We start from the raw sequence: 20,847 nt of genomic DNA on the forward strand, positions 1-20,847 counted from the left end.
CGGCCCACGCCTCGTCGTTCAGCCAGAACAGTCGTGCCATCCGATCCTCCCTTGGCTCCTTTGCGCACGAGGGAATCCGATTTGCTTCGAAGCTTCAACAGGCTGAATGGGTATCGACCCTAGGGGGACATATTGCAGTCCGCCTGGGCCAGTATGTGCAATTCAAAACATCTCAAAAAAAAAGGCTGAGATCGCGCCTAGGTTCTCTCCGAAGATGATAATAAATCGGTTTGCTTAGGTAGTTAGCTATCGACAGACAAAAATTTGCGCTCGAGCACGTTCGTCAACCGACGTCGCGGTGAGACTTTCAAAATCTCAAAGAAAGCACTGTGCGAACGTCGCGCCACCGGGAGCGGCCGTAGATGGTGACCTGAATGTTTTCGGATTGCTTGGCAACGGGACTGCTCATGTGCCCGGCCTTTGTCCTCTGCGCTCAGGCGGAATATGCGGTCTGGGAGCAACAGCAGGGTGGTATGCGCGGTGATGCCCTTGGAACGGTGTTTGGAACCGCTCGGTAAAGGTCTGCATGATCTACGAGAAGGTAGCGAAAGGGATTGTCGAACCGTCTCGGGTTTCTTCAGGACGAGGAGATTGGATGGAGAAGCGCACTGAAAATCGCGGCGAAAAGCGCTCCCGCGTGAAACGTGGGCTGCGAGGTGTGGTCGAGAGGCATCCGAAGAACAATCGGTTCCGGCGACTGTGCGGTCTTTGTGGAATCTCGGCACGAGAGGCCGCGCGCTATCTCGATATTGCAAAGCAGACCGTAAATCAGAAAATGCTCGGGCTCCGCGGCATCACAGAGGAGGAGGAAGTCGCCCTCCTTGCACAGTGGCGACTGATCCGCGACCGGCATTCTGCGCTGCTGGACGATCCTTCGTTACCGTCAGGTGCGCTCTACCGCCAGCGGGCATTGCGAGAGGCAACGCTGCTGCTGGCGAGGAGGTTAGAGACGAGGACGTCCGGAGGTCGTTTCCCCAAGCGTGGTGTAGGAACACGGATCTCGGCAGGGCCGAGTTTTCTTATCAGGCGGCCAGGACAGGCAGCCTGACGAGGGTATTATCGCTGACGACGCCGAGGGTTTCCAGCGTCATGTAGCGACGGGAAACGGACCATTCGTCGTTGGTCTCCAGCATGAGTGCACCGACAAGACGCACGACAGCGGCGTTGTTGGGAAAGATGCCGACGACATCGGCACGGCGCTTGATCTCCCGGTTAACCCGCTCGATGGGATTGGTGGACGCGATCTGCGGCCAGTGCTCGCGCGGGAACGTCATATAGGCCAGAACCTCGTCGCACGAGCCGTCCATCATCGCGGCGAGTTTCTCGAACTTCTCGCGCAGCGCATCGGCGACGTCCCGCCATTGCCGACGCGCCGCTTCCTGCGTTTCCTGGACAAAGATCGTCTTCAGCATGGCGGTGACGGCGGGCCGCTGCTTGGGGCCGACATGGGCGAGCGCATTTCGGAACCAGTGCACGCGACAACGCTGGTGCGTGGCGGCAAAGACTTTGCCCGCAGCGCCCCGTAGCCCCTTGTGATCATCGGCGACGACGAGCTTTACACCGCGAAGACCCCGGTCCGCCAGCGATCGCAGAAAGCCCTTCCAGAACACCTCGGCCTCGGAAGGGCCGGTCGCCACGCCCAGCACTTCGCGTCGTCCGTCCGTGTTGACCCCGACGGCCACTATGACGGCGGTCGAGACGATGCGTCCGCCCTCGCGCTCCTTCAGGTAAGTCGCGTCGATCCACAGATAGGGCCACTCGCCTTCGATGGGCCGGGAGAGGAAGGCGTTCACGCGCTCGTCGATCTCGCAGACCAAGCGGCTCACCTCGCTCTTGGAGACCCCGCCGGCGCCCATCGCCTTCACCAGGTCGTCGACCGATCTCGTCGAGACACCGTGGACGTAGGCCTCCTGAATGACCGCCGCCAAGGCCTTCTCGGCCGTCCGCCGCGGCTCCAGGAAGCTCGGGAAGTAGCTTCCCTTCCGCAGCTTCGGGATCGCAAGGTCGAACCGCCCGGCTCGCGTATCCCAAGCTCGATCGCGATACCCGTTTCGGTGGTTGAGCCGGTTCGCGGAGCGCGCCCTGACCGAAACACCAGTTCGAGCCTCGACTTCCAGCTCCATCATCCGCTCGGCCGCAAAGGCCAGCATCTCGCGGACGAGATCGACATCCGCCTCTTGTTCGATCAGCTCCAGTAGCGCCATCTTCGCATCGGTCATCGCCATCTTCGGCTCCAGGTTCGAGTTCGCATCCGAACCCTACCGAAGATCGGCGGTGGCTACCTCAAAGGCGCCGCTTCCTACACCACCTCCCGGGGCACGACCCGTCCGGATCGAGGAGCCGGCACCGAATCCCGATTAATGTTAGATCGGAGCTGACTCCCCGCACGGCTAGCGGCTAATCGCAACAGTCGCGGGACGTAAAGGCGCAGAGCACGGTTTCAGACTCCGTCAATCTGACAGCTGATAATTGGAGGGAGCAGAGCGATCACATCAGGTAGCAAAGCTTATGAGACGGACCGGCCGACCGGGAACGGTAGGATCCAAAGGGGGCCTGGGACAGCCTAACGGGCCCGACAGTCCAGAAAGCGCCGTGCGTCTGGGTATCTCTGCGTTGGTTCCGATATATCTCCACGTGGACAAGACTTCCAGAATTCAAGAATCACAGGTTCAGATCGAGTTCAGTGCCGCACCCATTGCTGCAAAAACATCTGTTGTCCCATCAAATTCTGATAAAACCCCGCAGTCCGTGCGTCGTCATAAGATTACTTGCAACGCAGCGTCCGTTCTTCGAGCATGGCACGACCTTGGAACGCAAACCCTTGAAGACGCAGTGGTCTTATCTGCGACACGACTGGATGAGGCATATCCATTTTCGCTGGGACCTGTCTGGCGCGTGTTTGGTGTGCGAGTGTCACACTATTACACAAAGATCTGGAGCGCGAACGCGGTCTTAGTGGAAGGGTTTCCCATCGTAGACCGTTCACGAGATAATCTCCTGAATGTTGCCCGCCATTATTATAAAGATGTCGGGATCAATGCTTGGAGCAACGCAATTTTCTGGCCCGCCCGGCCGCTTCTATCAGTTTCGAACGCCTGGATCAGTCGGAGAGACGGCGTTGTGCGCCTTGACGGCATCGGAACCTTCCGCGCTGGTAGTGCGGTCGAGGTGCGGCATCTTTCCGGCTCATGCAGGGTAGCCAAAGCGAGCGACGGCATCTGGATTGTCCTCCAAGAGCGGGAGGACCCGGATAGCGCCAGGGAGCGCTACTCGCTACGCGAGATGCCGGGTGAATGGGAAATGTCGCCTCCATTCGAAGCCTCAGAAGATGAGCTCGAAGCTATTTCCGCGATTGATGTCTGCGCTCCGCCGGAAAAAGATTAGCAACCTTGTCGATCGGCTGCCCCCGCCACATCCGGCGGGGGCAGTCGCGTCGGAAAATCGGTAAAATCAGGTCGATGATAGCGTATTGAACTGCGGTTCGGTACGTTCGCCGTAGGGTTTGTCCCGATCGGCAACGCTTGCCGTGCCCAATGCGCGGTGAGGCAAATCCTTGCGTTGAAAGCGAGGCGGTTCAAAGCTCTCGCCGGTCGGCCTCGCCAAATGTGCACTCGACCCGAACTTGGTACCACCATCGGCGATCTTGGGCGTCGACAGATCTGCCGAACGGGGCAGGGGTGCTGCGGCCCCGCCAACCGCCGGGACGATCGCCTTGCCCGAAAATACCTCCGAAGGGGAACTCGGCGACCTTCCGTCGTTTTTCGTGTCGCTATTCGACACATTCCCGTTCATGGGATCGGCCTTTTCGGACGCTGTGGCACTTTCGGTGATACCAGAACAGTTCTTCGTCATCGGCAGCCTCATGTCCGGCTTGTTCTCGGAACCTTCGCTTGCCGTCTTCGCATCAGCAGAACTGACTGCGGAAGCGGCGATGGCGTCGATCAGATCCATCTGGCCGTCTCCCAAACTGCGAACCTTCGGGTCCCCATGTTCGACGCCGCCGGTAACCTCCTTCGCGTCGGCGGCAACAATGGGTATCTGGGCGGTCGACCCCACCCGGCATTCCGAAACATTGTCGCGTGCGGGGGAAGGTTCTGCGCCTTCCTCTTGTGCCGACCGCCCATCCGGCGTCAGCCTTCCGACGCTCGTGCTCAGCGGCGTCGAAGTCGCAGGGCCGGAAATGGTCGAAAGGGAGGCGGTGTCGGACGCCGGACCGCTGGCAGAAGCGGTGCCAGAGAATCTTGCTTCAAATGTCCGGAAGACTTCGTCCCGCGCCTCGAGCCGTGCCTCGGCCTTATCCGCCCGTTCGCGCTGGGTCCGGCCAACGGACTCGGCATCGGCAAGTTTCAGCTCCGCCTGGCGAAACCGTTCCTCAAGTTCTTCAATCCGCTGGCTCAACCCGGCATCCCGTTCCGCAAGCAGGATGTTCGCGTCCGCGATTTCACATGCTTTCCTGTTAACCTCGTCGCACATCGCATGAATTCGCCGGGTCTGATCCTCCACCTGTGCCTGCGTCGCGCTCGTGGCAGCGAACCACACCTGATGACCGAGCCGCAGCACGTCGTCGCGGATCGACACGGGGAGCGAGATGCCTTCCGTCTTCATCTGCTCGATCGCCTCAGCGTTTTCGTGAATGAGCCGAAGCACGGTCGCCTTCGATCCCTTCGTGATGCTGACCACATCGTCGGTCGAGAAGCTGACAACGCCCCCCGCCAAAATCCCGCGAACGGCTGCGAGCACGCTGTCTTTCGTCGCCTTCTGTTTCATCGCGTTTCGTCTCCATACTCCGCATCGGTACAGTACGGTACAGCCGGACGCCGCACCAATCGACTGCATATATGACCACTATCAGACACGTGTCAATAGTGGTGCCCAACCATTGTCGGATGCCTATGGGTGTCGTAGGGAAGCGGGGTCCAGGGAGCGCTGACGATGTTTTTTTTCAATCACGATTCGAATGTGTCGACATTCTCAGACAAACTGAAAAGGTTCGAGGCCGCGATTGGGGCGATCGCGAGCCACAAGCATAATATAACTGCAGCAAATATGCGGCTGTTCATTTATATCGCGAACAATATTGATCGAATAAGCTCGAAAAAAGGGTTGCCTCTGACGCAGATATCTCGGGAGCTCGAAACGCCATACGCAACGTTGGTGCGGCAGATTGATCTCTTGGAAAATGGTTATGGAAAATACGCAGGACTTAACTGGGTGGAACGTGGGCTAGATACGGAGAATCCGCGTATTCGCCGCCTGCGTTTGACCGATCAGGGGATCGCGATATTGAAAGAGATTGAGCGGTTGTTTGACGCCAATTTGTGACGGCACAAGGTTCGACTGAGTCAGACGGACCGTATCATGTGAAACGGCATTTTCGCCGGTCGCCTTCGACGCTGGCGGTCTGTAACGGTGAGATGTGCGAAAGGGGGCTCAATCAGCCGAGTGAACAAAAAAGGGGCAGCAGAGGCGGCCCTCGGCGTCACCTTCCACCATCGCTCGTCGGCTCTGCAGCTATGCGCTTCTCCACATGCGATTGGGAGGTTGGTCGGGCGATGATTGACCGCGTCGGAAGTCGATAGTGGTGGAAAATGCAACGGCGCATCGGCGTCTGAGACGGGGAACGAGCCGTATCGGTTATGCATAATGATGAGCGAGGCGATCGCGAGCTTTTTCAATATCCCGCTTTGACCAGCAAAGGAGCCTCGCCGTCTCTCATCATTATGCATAAAGTTTATTCGCCATATCGCGACGTTCGTTGCCAGACGAGGGTTTGTCCTGTAGCATTATTCACAGCCATCTGAGTGCTGCCGGTGAGGCCAGTTTGAAAATATTCGCCCCGAAAAATCGTGCCGCGATCCGTAGTTTAACGGCTTCTACCGTCGAGACGAGGCTGGTCCAGTCGCCGAGACCGATCGATTATCTCGCAGATTTTCGAGCTCCCGGTCTGACTGCGCGTGACCATGCAGTTTTGGAGGTATTGATTGCGGCGGCATACGAGGTGAAGACGGGCTTCAGTAAGGCGTTTTATCGTTGTCCTGTTCCCGCTGTACTCGCGATTCTGGGGACGAAGGGACGCCGGCGAGAAGTCCTGCAGAGCCTGCAGCGTCTGTCGTCGACAGAATGCCACCTGCCGGGCTTCAAACAAATCAAGGGGCGCCTGTCTGCGAAGAGGGCGGCCAGAATGATTGAAACGATGGAGAGCCGCGGCTGGAGCGACGAGCGGATTGCTGCAGAAATCGATCATATGCGCATGAGGGCGCAGCTACCGTTCGGTGACTGGTACGCGGAGGATGACGACAAGCCGATTGTTCGGCCTCAATCCAGACGTCCGGATCTGGGCTTCGAAGTGCGGAAACTGACGATTTGGGATCGACTGGCCCGGGTACCTGCTGATGAACCTGCGGTATGGTACGATCTCCCAGAATGTGACGCCAAACGTTTCAATCCGATTGTGCGCTTTCTCATCGAAGACGACACGGTCGCTTACGAGCTTGCGCCCTATCTGCGTGCATTCCTCGATCGGCGCCGGTTGCAGTCTTCCCGATCGCGGGTGCCTTATGCCTATATCGACCTCAGAGTCATGGCGGACTTTCGATGCCGTTTCACCCCGGCACTCTACCGATACCTCCTGCACACTATGTACGACCCGACGATCAAACGTGTAGGCGAGGGCAACCATTTAACCGTAGTGTCGGCGGACGATCTTGTGGACATCACCGGTTTCCCTGTGCAGTCCGGTTCCGGAAAGATGGCCCAGATCCGTTCACGTCTTATCGCCCCGATGGTGAAAGATTTTGGGGCGATGACCTCTGACCTCTCTGTATCATGCCGAGATTCGGACGGTCGTTTTCAATTTGAGATCGACCAGAGGCCAAAGCCGCTTGTCCGGCGCAAAACTTACCGCGTTCGCGGTCGTGACGGCAAGAACGTCGATCTGGACTTCTGGCATCGTCTGATGCTCCCCGAAATCCCGGAGCTGAGAATTCCAGCCAATGTCTACCTGAAATTTTATCAGAATGCTCGCGAGCGCCAGGATGATGGAGAGGGTGGTTATGTCCTACGAGACATACAAGAATCTGATCTCGAGCGCTTCGCATGGGCGTGGTTATACGCGAAAGATGAAGTTCAGACCGGAGTGTACCTTACGGTAGCAGGACCTGATCGGCGATTAAGAGGGTCACATCTCCGCAATGAAATCCAAAGCCGAGGCGCCGCAGAAGCGGCGTTCGAATTTTTTCTCGAGGAGCTTTGGTCGCCCGATCTTGTCTCTAGGGAGAACCAGGCTCGGCTCGTGTACGAAGGAACGCGCACGGCCGTTCTGGCGGACTGGAAAGCGCGGCTGAGGGCCCATAAAGCCGGCTGCGAACCTACTCTGGTTCCTCGAACGCCGAGAAAGGGTTGGGAAGAGGAGAGGCGGACCAGGAAATATCTGTCACCCCAAGAGGAGTTTCCATTCTTCAAACGGCAAGCGCCTACGGTGCGTCCGCGTGGCCACGATGGAATTATATTTGATGACGGTATCCTCGTGACAGGGTGGGAATATCGCAAGGCGCCGAGCAGGAAGGATATCGACCAAATGCTGGATGCCCTCCTAAAAGAGCACCCCATGTCAGACACAGAGAAAGCGCGCCGGGACAGGCGCGTGCTTTTGGAGCCAGAGACTGGTGATGAGGGTGGCGGGCCGGACAAGAGGACCGGCGACTCCACCTCAAATTTCTAAGTGCCCTCGGCAAGCTCCGAGAAAGGAACACGCGATGGGCTCTGATCCCTCCAGAATCGTAAAAGTTGCTTTGGATAGATCTTCGCAACTTCGGTCATGATGCCGATGTCAGCGGGGATTATGGAATCATTCGGCCCCGACTTCATAGGGCCCTTGTTTGGTCCCATCGATGCCGCAGATACGGCGGAAGTTTTTACCAGCTGGAGGCCGTTTTGATCCCAGTTGGCAGGCTATCGAGATCGCCGCTCTGGATGGACCACCACAAATCTCTCAGGGCGCGGCGCACGTCAGCGCATTCCAGACACCCTGACTTCTTTCTGCGTGATGGGTGACTGCCCAATGATCCTAGCGGTCCCGTCGGCATCGAGCCCGAGCTGCGATCATTGCGAGGAACACCGTAAGCATCGTCCCGGTCCCACCTTCCGCTTTTCGATCTGAGTGCTGAGTCTGACGATCCAACGCGAGGATCGTTTTGTGTCTGGATTTGACCATAGGCTTGGCCCCGCATGAACGACAAGCAGCGGGAGACGGTGGGCAGGACGCGCTGCTGGCTGACCGCGGCGATTGATTGCGCGACCCGGTGCATCCTCTCCATCTACCTGACGACGGAGGCTCCGTCGACGCGGAGCCCTCGAAGAGCTGCGCTGGATCCTCACGGACAAGGACAGTCTTCGCAAGGCTGCCGGTGCGAGGTCCATCTGGACGGCCCATGGCAAGCCGGAGAATCTCTTCACCGACAAGGGTGCTGGATTCACGTCGCATGAATTCCGGGTAGCGGCCTATTCGCTGGGGATCGGCACCCTGAAGCCGAACGCCGGCAAGGCGCAATTCCGCGGCAGGATCGAGCGGTTGTTCCGGACGCTCGACGTGGGTCTCGTGTCCCGGTTCGAGGGACGGACGTTCTCGAATTCCGAGGAGAAGGGTGACTACGACGCGAAGAAGACCGCCTCGATCACCTGCGAGGAGCTGAACCGGCGCTGATCTGCTATGTCTGCGACGTCTATCACGTGTCGCCGCATGCCGGTCTCGGCGGCCGGCCGCCCGCCCGGGAATGGAACCGCCTTACGGGAATCCACGGCGCCGAGATTTGTCCGCCGAAGGACCAGATGCGTGAGATCTTCGGCGTGTCCCTGCAGCGTGTCGTCGACAAGATGGGCGTCCTGCGTCCGGCTCTTCGGGGCGTTCTATCAGTGCGAGGAGATCACCCAGTTCTGTCGGCGCAAGCGCGGTACCGAGGTCCAGCTGCGGGTCGACGACCGTGACGTGGCCGAGATTTCGATGGAGATCGACACCGGACATCTGGAAGACGGCGCGGGCCGTCCGGACGATGGGCGCCGCCGTCTCGATCGAACGGCTGGCGACGAGTTTCGCTGCTCTGGTGTCGGAAGGGCTTCCGGCATCCGACATCGACGATCCGATCGAAATCCAGAACCGGGTCCGGGAAGCACTGAACGACATCAGCAGGCTGGTACGGCACTCGGCTGTGGCGGCTCGGTGGTTGCCGGCACCGAGCAGCTGATACGTTCTCACGACGAGAAAATCACGAACTGGGCGCTGAGAAACTAATCCTCACCGGCGAGGTCGAGCGGTTGCCGATCGGCGTCCAAAGCCATCGCTCGGCTCGTGAGCGGACGCCGCAGCCACCAGAGACGCTCCCCGAATTACTAATTCGGGCGATATTTGCGTACGCGATGCGTGCAAAGCTCGATCGTGTCATCATGCCTTAAGTGATTCTCTCGGCTGACCAGTCGGGGCCATCCACGGTTCCGACTTTCAACCGGGCGAGATACCGTCAAAAGGACTGAAAGAGCACCTTTTCCGGCTCGAACAGTCCCTCTGTCGGTGCGTTTGGTAGAGTGTGATGGACGTGATCGATACAGAGTACCCGGCTGTTTCAGGCGCAACGGGAGATTGTAGGTCTCCTGATTCAGCGATCTATCTGGACCATCAGGCATCCACCCCTATGGATCGCCGCGTCATTCAACGAATGGTCCGATCCTTCGTCGAAGATTTCGGCAATCCGAACAATACCGCCCACGGCTACGGTGCGCGATCCGCTGATGCCCTTCTCAGGGCGGCGGAAGACGTGGCGGCGCTGGTGGGCGCCGAATCGAGGAACGTGCGCTTCACCTCGGGGGCGAGCGAATCGATCCGCCTCGCGCTCCGCATCGCCCTCGAAAGAAACGATGGGAAAAAGCTCAGGATCGCGTCGACGAGAATAGAACACGACGCCGTCATCGAGAACCTCACTGCCTTGGTCGATCAAGGCAAGGCCGAAGTTCGATGGATCGGCGTGGACGGATGCGCCCGTGTCGATCTCTCAGAGATGAATGACGTTCTCGATGGCGGAATCGACCTGGCGGTCATGATGGCTGCCAACAACGAGGTCGGCACCGTGTATCCGATCGAGGCGATCGTCCGGTCCGCCCATGCCGCGGGTGCCGAGATCCTGGTCGATGCCACCCAGGCCGCAGGAAGAGAGCGAATTGCGGCCACGGAATGGGGAATCGATTACCTCGTTTTCAATGCCCACAAGATCTACGGCCCGAAAGGTGTCGGCGCGCTGATCACCGATCACGCCCACTGGACATTTGCTCGACGCATCGTTGTCCATCCCGGAACCCCGGACCTTCCATCCGCAGTAGGTTTCGCGGAGGCATGTCGCATCGCCCTTGCCGAGGGCATTGAGGAAGAGCGGCGGGTAGCCGGGTTGCGCGACAGGATGCAGGCTATCCTGATCGAGGGAGTTCCTGGGCTTGTCGTGAATGGCGATCCCGACCACCGCCTCAGCTGCAATCTTCATGTTTCGGCGCCCGGAGTTCCTGGGGACGCCGTCCTTGCGCGCCTTCGCAATCGGGTGGCGATCTCTACGGGATCGGCGTGTAATTCAGGCGCCCAGGAGACTTCCCATGTCCTTCGGGCCATGCGGCTCCCCGAGGACGTCCAGGAGGGGGCTCTTCGGATTTCGCTGGGTCGCTTCACCACTGCATCTCAAGCGGATCAGGCTGCGTGCTGGATCGCGGCAGCGATCAACGACACTCGCCGCGATATGACGGGACACTCATCATGATGACGCAGTCGGAAATTCCGGGCGGCCGCTCGATGCGGTTCTCCGGGCACGAAACCTTCATCTGTCGATATGCCTGGCTGCCGAAGGCCTATCGCAGTCTGAGCGAGGATCCTGAAATCTTCGCCGACGACATGAAGGCGATGGTCGAACTCGGACTTGGTAAGAACATGGTGCGCTCGCTCCGGTTCTGGGTCGAGGCTGCAGGGATCGCGGAGACGGACAAGGCACGTTCTCTGAAGCCGACTGAATTCGCCGAAGCGATATTCGGCGCGAATGGCTTCGACCCCTTCCTCGAGGACATCCGGACCCTCTGGCTGATCCACTGGAACCTCTCGACGCGCAGCGAAGGCGCTCTTTTCGCTTGGCAGTACCTACTCCATCAGTGGCCGCACCCTGAGTTCACCCGCGCCGAGGCTTTGGAGGCTTTCGGACGGGAGTCGGTGCGAATGGGCCTCACGCACAGCGAAATCACCCTCGCTCAGCACCTCGACGCTTTCATCAACACCTATTCACCGCGCCGGTCTTCTTCCACGGGTGTCGAGGACTCGCTGGACGGACCCCTGATCGATCTCGGCCTTCTCCAGGCCGTCGGGCAGCGGAAGAACGAGAAGGGGCGCTGGGAACAGACATTTTCCTTCCGGAGGGAACCGAAGCCGGAAATCAGCGCGGCACTATTCGACTATTGCGTCCAGGATTACTGGTCGCGCTTCCGCCCGGGTGAAGCGACACTCACCCAGCGCGAGATCGCTCTTGGCCTCAACTCACCGGGTCAGGTGTTCAAACTGCCGGAAGACGACGTCCGTGACCGTCTCGAGCTTCATTCGGGTCCGGCCCCAGCCGGCCGGTACGTCTATCGTCCGTCCGCTGTGCAGGGCCTTCTTTCCGAAAGAGGCGGTACACTCCCGATCACTCTGTCCGACATCTACGATCAGGAGGTGACATATGCCTAAGGCTACATCCAGCCGCACGATCGCGAGCCTCTTCCGGATCCGAGGGCGGTTCCAGCGCTCCGTTCAGATCGATAAGGACTTCCACGATCCGGCGGCGCTCGAAAACTATTTCATCATGCCATCGACGGCCGAGGCATTCCGCAGGATCGCCGACGGTCTACGGCCTGAATCCGGCCGTCGTGCGTGGCGGATCACCGGTGACTATGGCGTCGGGAAATCGGCTTTTGCCTTGGTTCTGGCTCATCTGCTTGCGCGGCGCGATGATCAAACGATTTCGGCCATCGATCGTCGCCTCGGTTGGTCCGAAACGATGGGGAGCGCAAGCCCGGTCCTTCATCCGATCCTACTGACAGGCTCGAGGAACGGACTCGTCGAGGCGATTGCTCGAAACCTGGCTTCCGTGGATGCTGGTTGCGCCGGGCGCCGTAGCGACGGGATCACGAAGCTGGCCGACAAGGTCGCCTCATCCGGCTCGGTGCCCCTCCTGGAAAAGCTGATCGAAACTGTCCGCAACGATCTCGCCAAGGACGGGCGCGGCCTGCTGCTCGTGATCGATGAGCTTGGCAAGCACCTCGAATTTGCGGCGAGCAATCCGGAGAGCGAGGACGTCTTCGTTCTCCAGAGGCTTGCGGAAATCGCCTCTCGCAGTGGCGAGCGGCCTTTCGTGATGATTGGTCTCCTTCATCAGGGCTTCCAGGCATATGCGGAGCGGCTTCCAGCTTCGGCCCGCCATGAGTGGGACAAGATCGCAGGACGTTTCGACGAGATCGTTTTCGACCAGCCGTTGGCTGATACCGCCGCTCTGGTGGGCGACGCCCTGAGCCTCGACAACGCCTCGCTTCCGAAAGCCGTCCAGGCGTCGTTTTCGAAGGTGACGTCGAGTTCGGCCAAGAGCGGATGGTTCGGCGGGGCCGCCGGACAGGGGACCGCCATGGCTATCGATGCCGCGGACCTGTACCCGCTTCATCCAACACTGCTTCCCGTCCTGGTCCGGTTCTTCGCTCGCTTTGGCCAGAACGAACGGTCGTTGTTCGGTTTCCTGCTTTCCTCCGAACCCTTCGGGCTCCAGGATTTCGCCGCTAGGGAGGCGACCCCCGGAAACTGGTACGGGATCGCCGAGTTCTACGATTACGTCAGGGCCATGTTCGGTCATCGCCTCGCCGGTGGGAGTTATCGGAGCCAGTGGCTGCGGATCGTGGCGATCGTTGACGGGGCCGCCGAGCGCGATCCTGCCGAAGCCCAGGTCCTGAAGGTCGTCGCCATCCTGAACCTGCTGGATGCCGACGAGCTTATGCCCACGGAGTCATCGATCATCGCCGCGATGACACCGCGATCGGCATCCGATGTGACGGAAGCGGTCGCGAGCCTTTCGAAGTCTGGGTTCCTGTTTCAGCGAGGACGGGGAGGTGCCTTCCGTCTCTGGCCGAATTCGAGCGTCAGCCTGGAGGCCGCCCTCGCGGAGGCTACTCGGGTCATGGGACCCCTTCGCAAAGTCGCGCCGGTAATCATCGAGCATCTGGATCGGGAACCCGTCCTGGCTCGCCGGCACTACGTCGAAACAGGCACGATGCGATACTTCGACGTTCGATACGTGGAGGCGGCCGATCTCGAGGCGTCGGCAACATTGGCGTCCGATGCTGACGGAATGATCCTTCTCGCCTTGGTCGACACGAAATCAGAGCGAGCAAGAGCGATCAGGACTGCGACCGGAGAAGGCTTCCGCGGTCGACCCGACATCCTCGTAGGCGTTGGCGATCCCTTGTCCGGTCTCGCCGGCGAACTCCAGGAGGTCCGGCTCTGGCAGTGGGTTTCCGAGAACACGCCCGAACTCGTCGAGGACCATTTCGCATCGGCGGAAGTCTCTCGGCAATTGGCGGCCGCACGTCGGGCCTTGGCCGAGAAGGTGGCCGGATGTCTCGGGGTCCGAGGCGGATCCCGGTCGGCAGTGAACTGGTTCCGAGGAGGAAAAGCGGTCGCCGGCACCACACCGGTCCGCGGCGGAGTATCCGGGCTCCTGTCGGATGCCTGCGACGAGATCTACCGGGGCGCTCCGTTAATTGCGAACGAGCTTCTGAATCGGAATGTCCTCAGCAGCGCGGCATCGGCGGCCCGAATGCGCCTCATCGAAGGAATCTTCGAAGCGGGCGACAAGGCTCTCCTCGGCATTCCAGCGGACAAGAACCCGCCAGAGAAGTCGATGTACCTCTCGGTGCTGATGAAAGGCAGGGTTCACGTTCCGAATGAGGATGGCCATGCCGTCGTGGAGCCCATCGCAATCGGTGACCCGGACGCTGATCGCGAAACGGATCCTCTTCGTCTGAAGCCAGCTCTCGATCGCATCCTGGGTCTCATGGTCGATGCACATGGGGAAAGAGTAGCCGTCAATTCGGTACTGGCAGCACTCCGGGAGGCGCCTCTCGGCGTCCGGGCTGGCGTTGCGCCCCTCTTGCTCGCGATCATTCTGAGAACCCGATCGCACGAAATTGCGGTGTATGAGCGCGGCACGTTCCTTCACCGCTTCGGGCCTTCGGACTTCCTGCGGCTCATGAAGGCGCCCCAGTTTTTCGAGATCCAGCAGTGCAAGGTAACGGGCGTGCGGCTCGAGGTCTTCCGGAAGCTCTCGACGATCTTCGCACCCGCGGCGGGCCCCGGAAGAGGCGCCGCCGATCTTCTCGACATCGTCAGGCCGCTCTGCCAGTTCGCCGCTGGTCTGCCGGAGTTCACGAGGAAGGCACGAAATCTGGGGGGCGATGCCATTGCCGTTCGCGACGCGCTGCTGTCGGCGAAGGAACCTTCGGGACTTCTGTTCCGAGATCTGCCGAGCGCATGCGGCCTCGACCCTCGCGCCATGGAGGAGGCAGGAGAGGAGCGGTTCGCGGAGGTATTCGTCGGACGCCTGACCGAAGCGACAGGCGAGCTGCGCGGTGCCTATCCGGAACTGCTTGATCGCATCGTCACCCGCGTCGCGGAAGCGGCGGGGATGCAGCGGGGAACATTCGATCGTGCCTCACTGGCCAACCGAGCCGCGCTTGTTTCGAACGTGGCGAAGGAACCAAGGCTTCGGACCTTCGCGCTTCGTTTGAGAGATCCCGGCCTCTCGGACGACGCCTGGGCCGAATCACTTGCCACCTTCATCATTTCCAAGCCGCCGGCTCGATGGGCACCTGGTGACGAGGCCCGGTTCAACGAGGAAGTGGGCGCTCTGGTCGATCTTTTCATCAAGGTCGAGGCCACGGCCTTCCCTGCGCAGGTGCGCGAAGGTCAACGAAACGACGGCATACAGCCGGACAGGAGTGCAATCCGCATCAATCTGACCCGGGGCGACGGTGAAGACGTCTTCGATTTCGTGCGGGACAATGAGTTAGCCGGTCCCGCGCTGGATGCCGGGGAGCTGGTTCGCCATCTCCCCTCTGACCCGGCTATGCGCAAGAGGCTTCTCGTCGAACTTCTCTGGGAAGAATTGAACAAGGGAAGGCCCGACAGTCAGGGCATCGAAGCCTCGCCAGATGCGAGAACTTCCGGAGGCATTTCATGAGTTCAGTAGCCGACCAGCCAGTGCGCCATATTCTGAGTCTTTCAGGCGGAAAGGATAGCGCTGCGCTTGCCGTCTACCTGCGCGACCGTGTCCCCGACATGGAGTACATTTTTCACGACACCGACAAGGAACTCCCGGAAACATACGACTACCTTGGGCGGCTGGAGGCCATTCTGGGCAAGCCGATCGTCCGGACCTCACCGGTCGACACCTTCGATCACTGGCTGACGGTGTACGGCGGCATGTTGCCGTCGAACCATCGTCGCTGGTGCACGAAGATGCTGAAGCTCAAGCCCTTCGAGAATTATATCGGCGATGGGCCGGTGGTGAATTACGTTGGCCTCCGGGCCGACGAGAACCGGACCGGGTACATCAGCACCAAGGCGAACATCACGGCCGTCTATCCTTTCCGCGAGGATGGCCTCGTCCGGGAGGACATCATTCGACTGCTGGAGGATTCGGGGCTCGGCTTACCACCTTACATGGAGTGGGGGCGGTCCCGCTCCGGCTGCTATTTCTGCTTCTATCAGCAGAAAATCGAGTGGGTGCGCCTGCGGGAGCATCATCCCAAATATTTCGCGCTGGCAAAGGAATATGAGGAGAAGAGCGTCCTGTACGGCGAACAGTTCTACTGGTGTCAGAACGAGACATTGGCGGAACTGGAGCAGCCGGAGCGCATGCAGCAAATCAGGGATAATCATGAGGCCGCCCAGGAGCGGATGAGGGCGAAGCGTGGCAACATTCCGCTTGTGGAAACTCTGGGTGGCCTAGAAGCTCAGGAAGATCCGACGTTGCGCGATGGCTGCCTGATTTGCTCCCTCTAGACCTTGCGACGAGATCTATCAAATCAGTTGGTGTAGTGTTGGAGAAATGGTATGATTATCGTAGAAAATATCCCTCTTAGTTATACCCTGTCCGCACAATAATGGTATTCACATTTGCCGCCCGCACTCTCCTGGAGTTAGGAAAAGAGCTAATCAGCAGTGACGACGTGGCTCTGTACGAACTCATCAAGAATGGTGTCGATGCACAGCAAGATTTAGATTTTGAAGAGCGCCGGATAATAATCTCAGCGCATATTTGGTTGCTGAGATCGGAATATTTGCGGTTAATTCGACGTCTAAAAGAGGGAGATTCAACTGAAAATATATTAACTGATCTAAGGAATAGAGTTTCAGACGGGGCCGATTCCAACAGAGTGTCTGAAACTTTCTCGGTGCTTGAGCAGTCATCTGGCTCCGCAGTAGAATTCAGTCAAGCATTACAGAACGCCTATGAAACCGAAAATTGGATAGAAGTCAGCGATGCAGGTCGCGGCATGTCACTCGACGACCTCGAGCGGATCTTTCTCCACATTGGAACACGTTCTCGGCGGGCAGAAAACCTTGGCGGGGCGATGTATCTTGGAGACAAGGGGGTAGGAAGACTATCCGCTATGCGCCTTGGCGACAGACTATACGTCCAGACGACAAAAAAGGGAGAAACCGTCTACAACGTTCTCGACATCGACTGGTCCAGGTTTGCGCATGACAATGATCTTCGTGCAGATGAAGTGCCTATAGAACCAACTCTCGGTGATCCAAAGCCAGATGCCAAGCAATCAGGAACTACCGTCCGCGTATGCAATCTCAATGCCGACTGGGACTCCGTCCGATTCAGGCAGATGCTTCAAGGTAGGATCGCCCGGATGGTGGATCCCTTCCAAAAAGGTCGAGCAAACAAACTTATAGATGCTCGATTCAACGGCAGGGTAATCTCTGTCCCTTCGATTCCGTCGGAACTTCTCAAAGCAGCACATGCTACGCTTAAGGCAGAGTTTCGATTTGAAGATGGTGTTCCCGTATTGGACGGCATCATTGACTATTCTCAAAAGCATCGTCAGCGCATCATTGACGTTCGTGGCGCCGAGATTTTCTCTTTGACGCAGGAGACAAAGAAAAGGCGAGGTAAGAAGGGGCATGCAGCATCAGTTCTTGTTCCGTTGGAGCCGATAGCGCTCGAAAAACTGGGGCCGTTCACTTGTGAGATCTACTGGTATAACCGCCGCGTCGTAACCGGGGTTCAGGGCCTTTCTGCGACAATGGCTGAAACAAGACAAAGGATCGCTGAATGGGCGGGCGGCCCAATGTTGTATCGCTACGGTTTCCGCGTGTTGCCTTATGGAGATCCGGATGATGATTGGCTCGCACTCGATGAAGCAGCCTTTGGTGAATCCGGGTTCAAGCTGAATCGACAGCAGGTAATCGGCCGCGTTTCGGTGAATTCGCCGCATACGTCGATGAGCGAACAAACGAACCGAGAGGGTCTGATCGAATCTGATGCCGCGAATGCTCTTAAGCGGATCATGCAATGGCTGCTGCACGTGCAGATGCGAGGACTTATTAAGGAAGTCGATCGTGTGGAGGAATTTGCGAAGAGGACCGCTCAGGAAGATGCAGTCAACCTGCGAAGCAGACGCATCCAAGTCGAATCCATTTTGGAAGAATTACGCCTGGAGACGGGCGCCCAGCATGAGAAGGTCATCGCGCGACTTTCGCGGGAGGTTGCAGAACTAACAGCACAGGCATCTGGGCTTGTGTCCCGTCTCGATTCGGTCGTCGAGGAGGCTGAGGACGAACGCGAAAAGTTCGTCTACCTAGCCGGCGTTGGTCTTATGACGGAATTCATCTTCCATGAGATGGACAGAGCAGTCTCGCATACTCTGTCATCGATCGCTCGATCGAGAGACGGTCAGCTGGAAGCGGTACTAGAATCTCTCGCTGACCAACTCAAAACGCTTCAGAAGCGGATCTCCGCGTTCGATGAGATGACTAGCGAAAAGAGACAAACGAAGACGGATTTCGATCTTCGCGAACTTGTCAGCAACGTACTCCAATCGCATAGCGAAGAATTCCGTCGCCACTCCGTAGTTGTATATTGTGGATTGCCGGATGTGCCGATGCCGATCAAGGCCGTACGCGGAATGGTTATTCAAATCCTTGAGAATGTCGTGACCAACGCACTTTACTGGCTAAAGCGCCAAGCTGCATATGAAGTCAATCTCGTTCCCCGCATTTGGATCACACTCGATGCAGCAGGGAAGACATTGACGATCGAGGATAACGGGCCGGGGGTTATCCCCGATCGCATGGAACGGATATTCCAAGCCTTCGAGACTACAAAGCCGGCTGGCCAAGGCCGTGGCCTCGGTCTGTACATTTCGCGGGAACTAGCAGGCTACCACAAATGGAAACTTGCCATGGATCCGACGCTGGGCAGGCAACGCTCTGGAAGAACTAACGCATTTATCTTGGATATGGGGTGACCCGATGACCCTTCATGCGCGCATCGCCGCATCTTTCGACGCGAACAGAATCGAGCGGGTTCTGATAATCGACGACGCGTACGACGCGCCCACACTGAACGATGCTATGGCCGGACCTCTCCTAGGCATGCTCCGGGGTGGAAATCAGGAACTGCTTGATACATTGGGTGTCGGCGACGAGCTGTTATCGGAAGCCGTTGAGGCTTTAAGCTCGGAGGAATATGAAAATCCTTCACTTCTTCAATTCGTCGGTCGACTTTACCAAGCGTTCGTTGAAAGCGGCGACACGAAATTTGATCCGGAAGGCAACTTCGATCTTCTGAAGGGGACTGCGCTCAAGGCACTTCACCCTCTGGAGACATTTCTAATGGGTCGGCAGGCGACCGACGTTCGTCGAGTAGGGCTTGTGGACGCGCGAACAGTTTTCGCAGCATTCAAACCACAGATCGTTTTTCTCGATTTCTTCCTTTCGGCGAATGTCGCGGAGAGTGGAAGCGTGGATGACGAGAACCATCTGGCCGCGAGAACGGAATCCGTGGTGTTATTGAATAATATCGTATCAGAAGCTCCCGGAACTGTGCCCGCGGTCGTGCTGATGTCCTCGAAAGACATGTCCGCAAGGAAAGACGAATTCAGGCGCGAAGCGCAGCCAAAAGATGGCTCCCCGAAGATCGTTTCTTGGCGTTTCCATTTCCTCAGAAAGGGGAATATCGATCTTCAGGATGCACAGCCAACCTTCACGCCTGAAGCCGCGGACGCCCTCCTTGACACCTGCCAATCCTATCGATTCGGCCGAGAACTTCATCAGGCACTTTTCGAGTGGAAGCGTGGCCTGGACGGTGCTGTAGAAGCCCTGACGCTCAACATCGCCGATCTAGACATTAAGGATTTTGCCTATCTCATGCGGTTCCGTCTGCAGGAAGAGGGGCAACCGCTCAGCGAGTATCTCAACTGGCTCTTCGGCGAGTCGCTTGTCGAGACGATCAGGTCAACCGTGGATTGGGATCATGATTCCTTCCGCAAGTTGGACGGTAACGACGAAGGGATCATGGACCCGATCGAAGGCGCGTACGATGGACCAACCATAGGGATTGCGAAACTGTTCGATCGTGCTCGTATTGAGCGCAGGCGTTATAACGGTACATCGAGCAAGCGCCTGGGCGATATCTTTCGCATTGGCGACACAGACCGATTGAGGGCGATCGTGACGCCGGATTGCGATCTGGTTGTACGCAACGGGAGTGCGAAGGTATCTCGCCCATTGACTGTATCTGGAAAATTGAAGCGATACGACAGTCCGACTACTCCGCTTGCTGATTTCATCATCGTTGACGAGAAGGATGCTCATTCGATTGAATGGGACGCGAAAGACCTCGAGACAACCGATTTTTCAGTCGGTGATCTCACTTACATGGGGACACTCCGTCCGATCTACGCCCAAGAGCTGCAGAGGACAGTCCTGGCGGATCTGGGCCGGATCGGTGTAGCCGTCCCTCCGGTCATCGGCATGACGGCGGAGGCCGAGGTACACCTGCGCTCCTTCAAAATGAAGAAAAATTACAAAAATCACACTACCCAGAGACTGAAGCTCCAGATGGGGGACCGTGCCTGCTGCACCATCATGCCATCCCGCAACCAACGGGCTACGGCCTCAATTATTTTCCACAGGGAGTTCGTCCACCGAATGCTGGAAGCGATGCGGACATTTCCGCGGGATAATCTTGCAGATGGCGTTGGAGATCTGATGGACAATGCAATGACAGAGGGTGCGGAGGAGGAGATTTACGGAAACCTCTGCATCGCAGGGGTCAGTTCGGGAGATGTCACGGCGCAGCGTATCTCGATCGTCTTTGGTAAGGCCGTAATGCAAGGCGACGATGCGCCTTGGTGTCAGATAATTGTCAAGGCATCAGAGCTATCGATGGAGCAACAGTTTCAGATTGCAAGTGCGCCGCGCCTTTCAGTCGAAAGCGAAATAGCAACGACCGCGAATTTCAATACTGAGGACGAATCCAGAGCATTCAGGGAGGGGGACGATCACCCTAGGTCCGGAACCGCATCTTAGCCATCACCATCTGTGACACCCATCCTGTGGGCTGGTACGTAGTTCTGGCATCGCGCTTACCTTCCTCCTCTGGCTGTCGCCGACAGACTGGCCCGTTCACAGAAGCGAAATTCTTTTCATCGAGCGAATCACTTCCTTCTGGCATCATGTCTCGCCGAGCGCTGGCAGAAGATGGGGGTTCGATGTCAAGTCGGGCGGATAAG

At 58.2% G+C, this 20,847-nt stretch carries 14 protein-coding genes; 12 read left to right on the forward strand and 2 right to left on the reverse strand.

Translation table 11 applies throughout. The features are described from left to right. Nucleotides 1-526: 526 nt before the first annotated feature. A complete protein-coding gene (locus N7I30_RS15290) occupies nt 527-1,048 on the forward strand; it encodes a hypothetical protein (protein ID WP_498639989.1) in 522 nt (173 codons plus the stop codon). Here the strand turns inward: N7I30_RS15290 and N7I30_RS15295 are convergent. Next, nucleotides 1,023-2,219, reverse strand: coding sequence for an IS256 family transposase (locus N7I30_RS15295; protein WP_498640308.1), 1,197 nt, complete (start codon nt 2,217-2,219; stop codon nt 1,023-1,025). The two genes, N7I30_RS15290 and N7I30_RS15295, sit on opposite strands and share 26 nt — an antisense overlap. A gap of 415 nt (nt 2,220-2,634) precedes the next feature. On the opposite strand from N7I30_RS15295, the gene N7I30_RS15300 reads away from it, so the two are divergent. Further along, complete coding sequence (locus tag N7I30_RS15300; protein WP_498639990.1) at nt 2,635-3,384, forward strand: hypothetical protein; 750 nt, start codon at nt 2,635-2,637, stop codon at nt 3,382-3,384. A 66-nt stretch (nt 3,385-3,450) separates the two neighbouring features. Here the strand turns inward: N7I30_RS15300 and N7I30_RS15305 are convergent, their stop codons facing one another. Beyond that, the gene (locus N7I30_RS15305; RefSeq protein WP_498639992.1) at nt 3,451-4,767 is read right to left on the reverse strand and encodes a hypothetical protein; all 1,317 of its coding nucleotides are present in this window, start codon (nt 4,765-4,767) and stop codon (nt 3,451-3,453) included. A 165-nt stretch (nt 4,768-4,932) separates the two neighbouring features. Here N7I30_RS15305 and N7I30_RS15310 point away from each other — a divergent pair, with 165 nt between their 5' ends. From N7I30_RS15310 to N7I30_RS15355, 10 genes are all read left to right on the forward strand, one after another. Continuing rightward, nucleotides 4,933-5,322: a MarR family winged helix-turn-helix transcriptional regulator gene (locus N7I30_RS15310; RefSeq protein ID WP_498639993.1), complete on the forward strand. Its 390-nt coding sequence runs from the start codon at nt 4,933-4,935 to the stop codon at nt 5,320-5,322. A 499-nt stretch (nt 5,323-5,821) separates the two neighbouring features. Further along, nucleotides 5,822-7,720 (forward strand): hypothetical protein, encoded by a 1,899-nt coding sequence (locus N7I30_RS15315; protein ID WP_498639995.1) that lies wholly within the window; start codon nt 5,822-5,824, stop codon nt 7,718-7,720. A gap of 639 nt (nt 7,721-8,359) precedes the next feature. Then, complete coding sequence (locus N7I30_RS15320) at nt 8,360-8,701, forward strand: TnsB C-terminal domain-containing protein (protein WP_498640310.1); 342 nt, start codon at nt 8,360-8,362, stop codon at nt 8,699-8,701. 297 nt (nt 8,702-8,998) lie between these two features. Then, nucleotides 8,999-9,286: a hypothetical protein gene (locus N7I30_RS15325; protein ID WP_498639996.1), complete on the forward strand. Its 288-nt coding sequence runs from the start codon at nt 8,999-9,001 to the stop codon at nt 9,284-9,286. 295 nt (nt 9,287-9,581) lie between these two features. After that, nucleotides 9,582-10,790 (forward strand): cysteine desulfurase family protein, encoded by a 1,209-nt coding sequence (locus N7I30_RS15330; RefSeq protein WP_498639998.1) that lies wholly within the window; start codon nt 9,582-9,584, stop codon nt 10,788-10,790. Next, on the forward strand, nt 10,787-11,740 hold the full coding sequence (locus tag N7I30_RS15335) for a DUF4007 family protein (RefSeq protein WP_498640001.1): 954 nt from the start codon (nt 10,787-10,789) through the stop codon (nt 11,738-11,740). Before N7I30_RS15330 ends, N7I30_RS15335 begins: the two co-directional genes overlap by 4 nt. After that, entirely contained in the window at nt 11,733-15,275 is a 3,543-nt protein-coding gene (locus N7I30_RS15340; RefSeq protein WP_498640003.1) for an ATP-binding protein, read from the forward strand. The genes N7I30_RS15335 and N7I30_RS15340 overlap by 8 nt, the downstream gene beginning before the upstream one ends. Further along, a complete protein-coding gene (locus tag N7I30_RS15345) occupies nt 15,272-16,099 on the forward strand; it encodes a phosphoadenosine phosphosulfate reductase family protein (protein WP_498640005.1) in 828 nt (275 codons plus the stop codon). Before N7I30_RS15340 ends, N7I30_RS15345 begins: the two co-directional genes overlap by 4 nt. Nucleotides 16,100-16,266: 167 nt before the next feature. Beyond that, a complete protein-coding gene (locus N7I30_RS15350) occupies nt 16,267-18,579 on the forward strand; it encodes a sensor histidine kinase (RefSeq protein ID WP_498640006.1) in 2,313 nt (770 codons plus the stop codon). Nucleotides 18,580-18,583: 4 nt separating this feature from the next. Continuing rightward, nucleotides 18,584-20,644 (forward strand): hypothetical protein, encoded by a 2,061-nt coding sequence (locus N7I30_RS15355; RefSeq protein ID WP_498640008.1) that lies wholly within the window; start codon nt 18,584-18,586, stop codon nt 20,642-20,644. Nucleotides 20,645-20,847: the final 203 nt, after the last annotated feature.

The organism is Aurantimonas litoralis, assembly GCF_026153195.1.
Lineage (GTDB): Bacteria > Pseudomonadota > Alphaproteobacteria > Rhizobiales > Rhizobiaceae > Aurantimonas > Aurantimonas coralicida.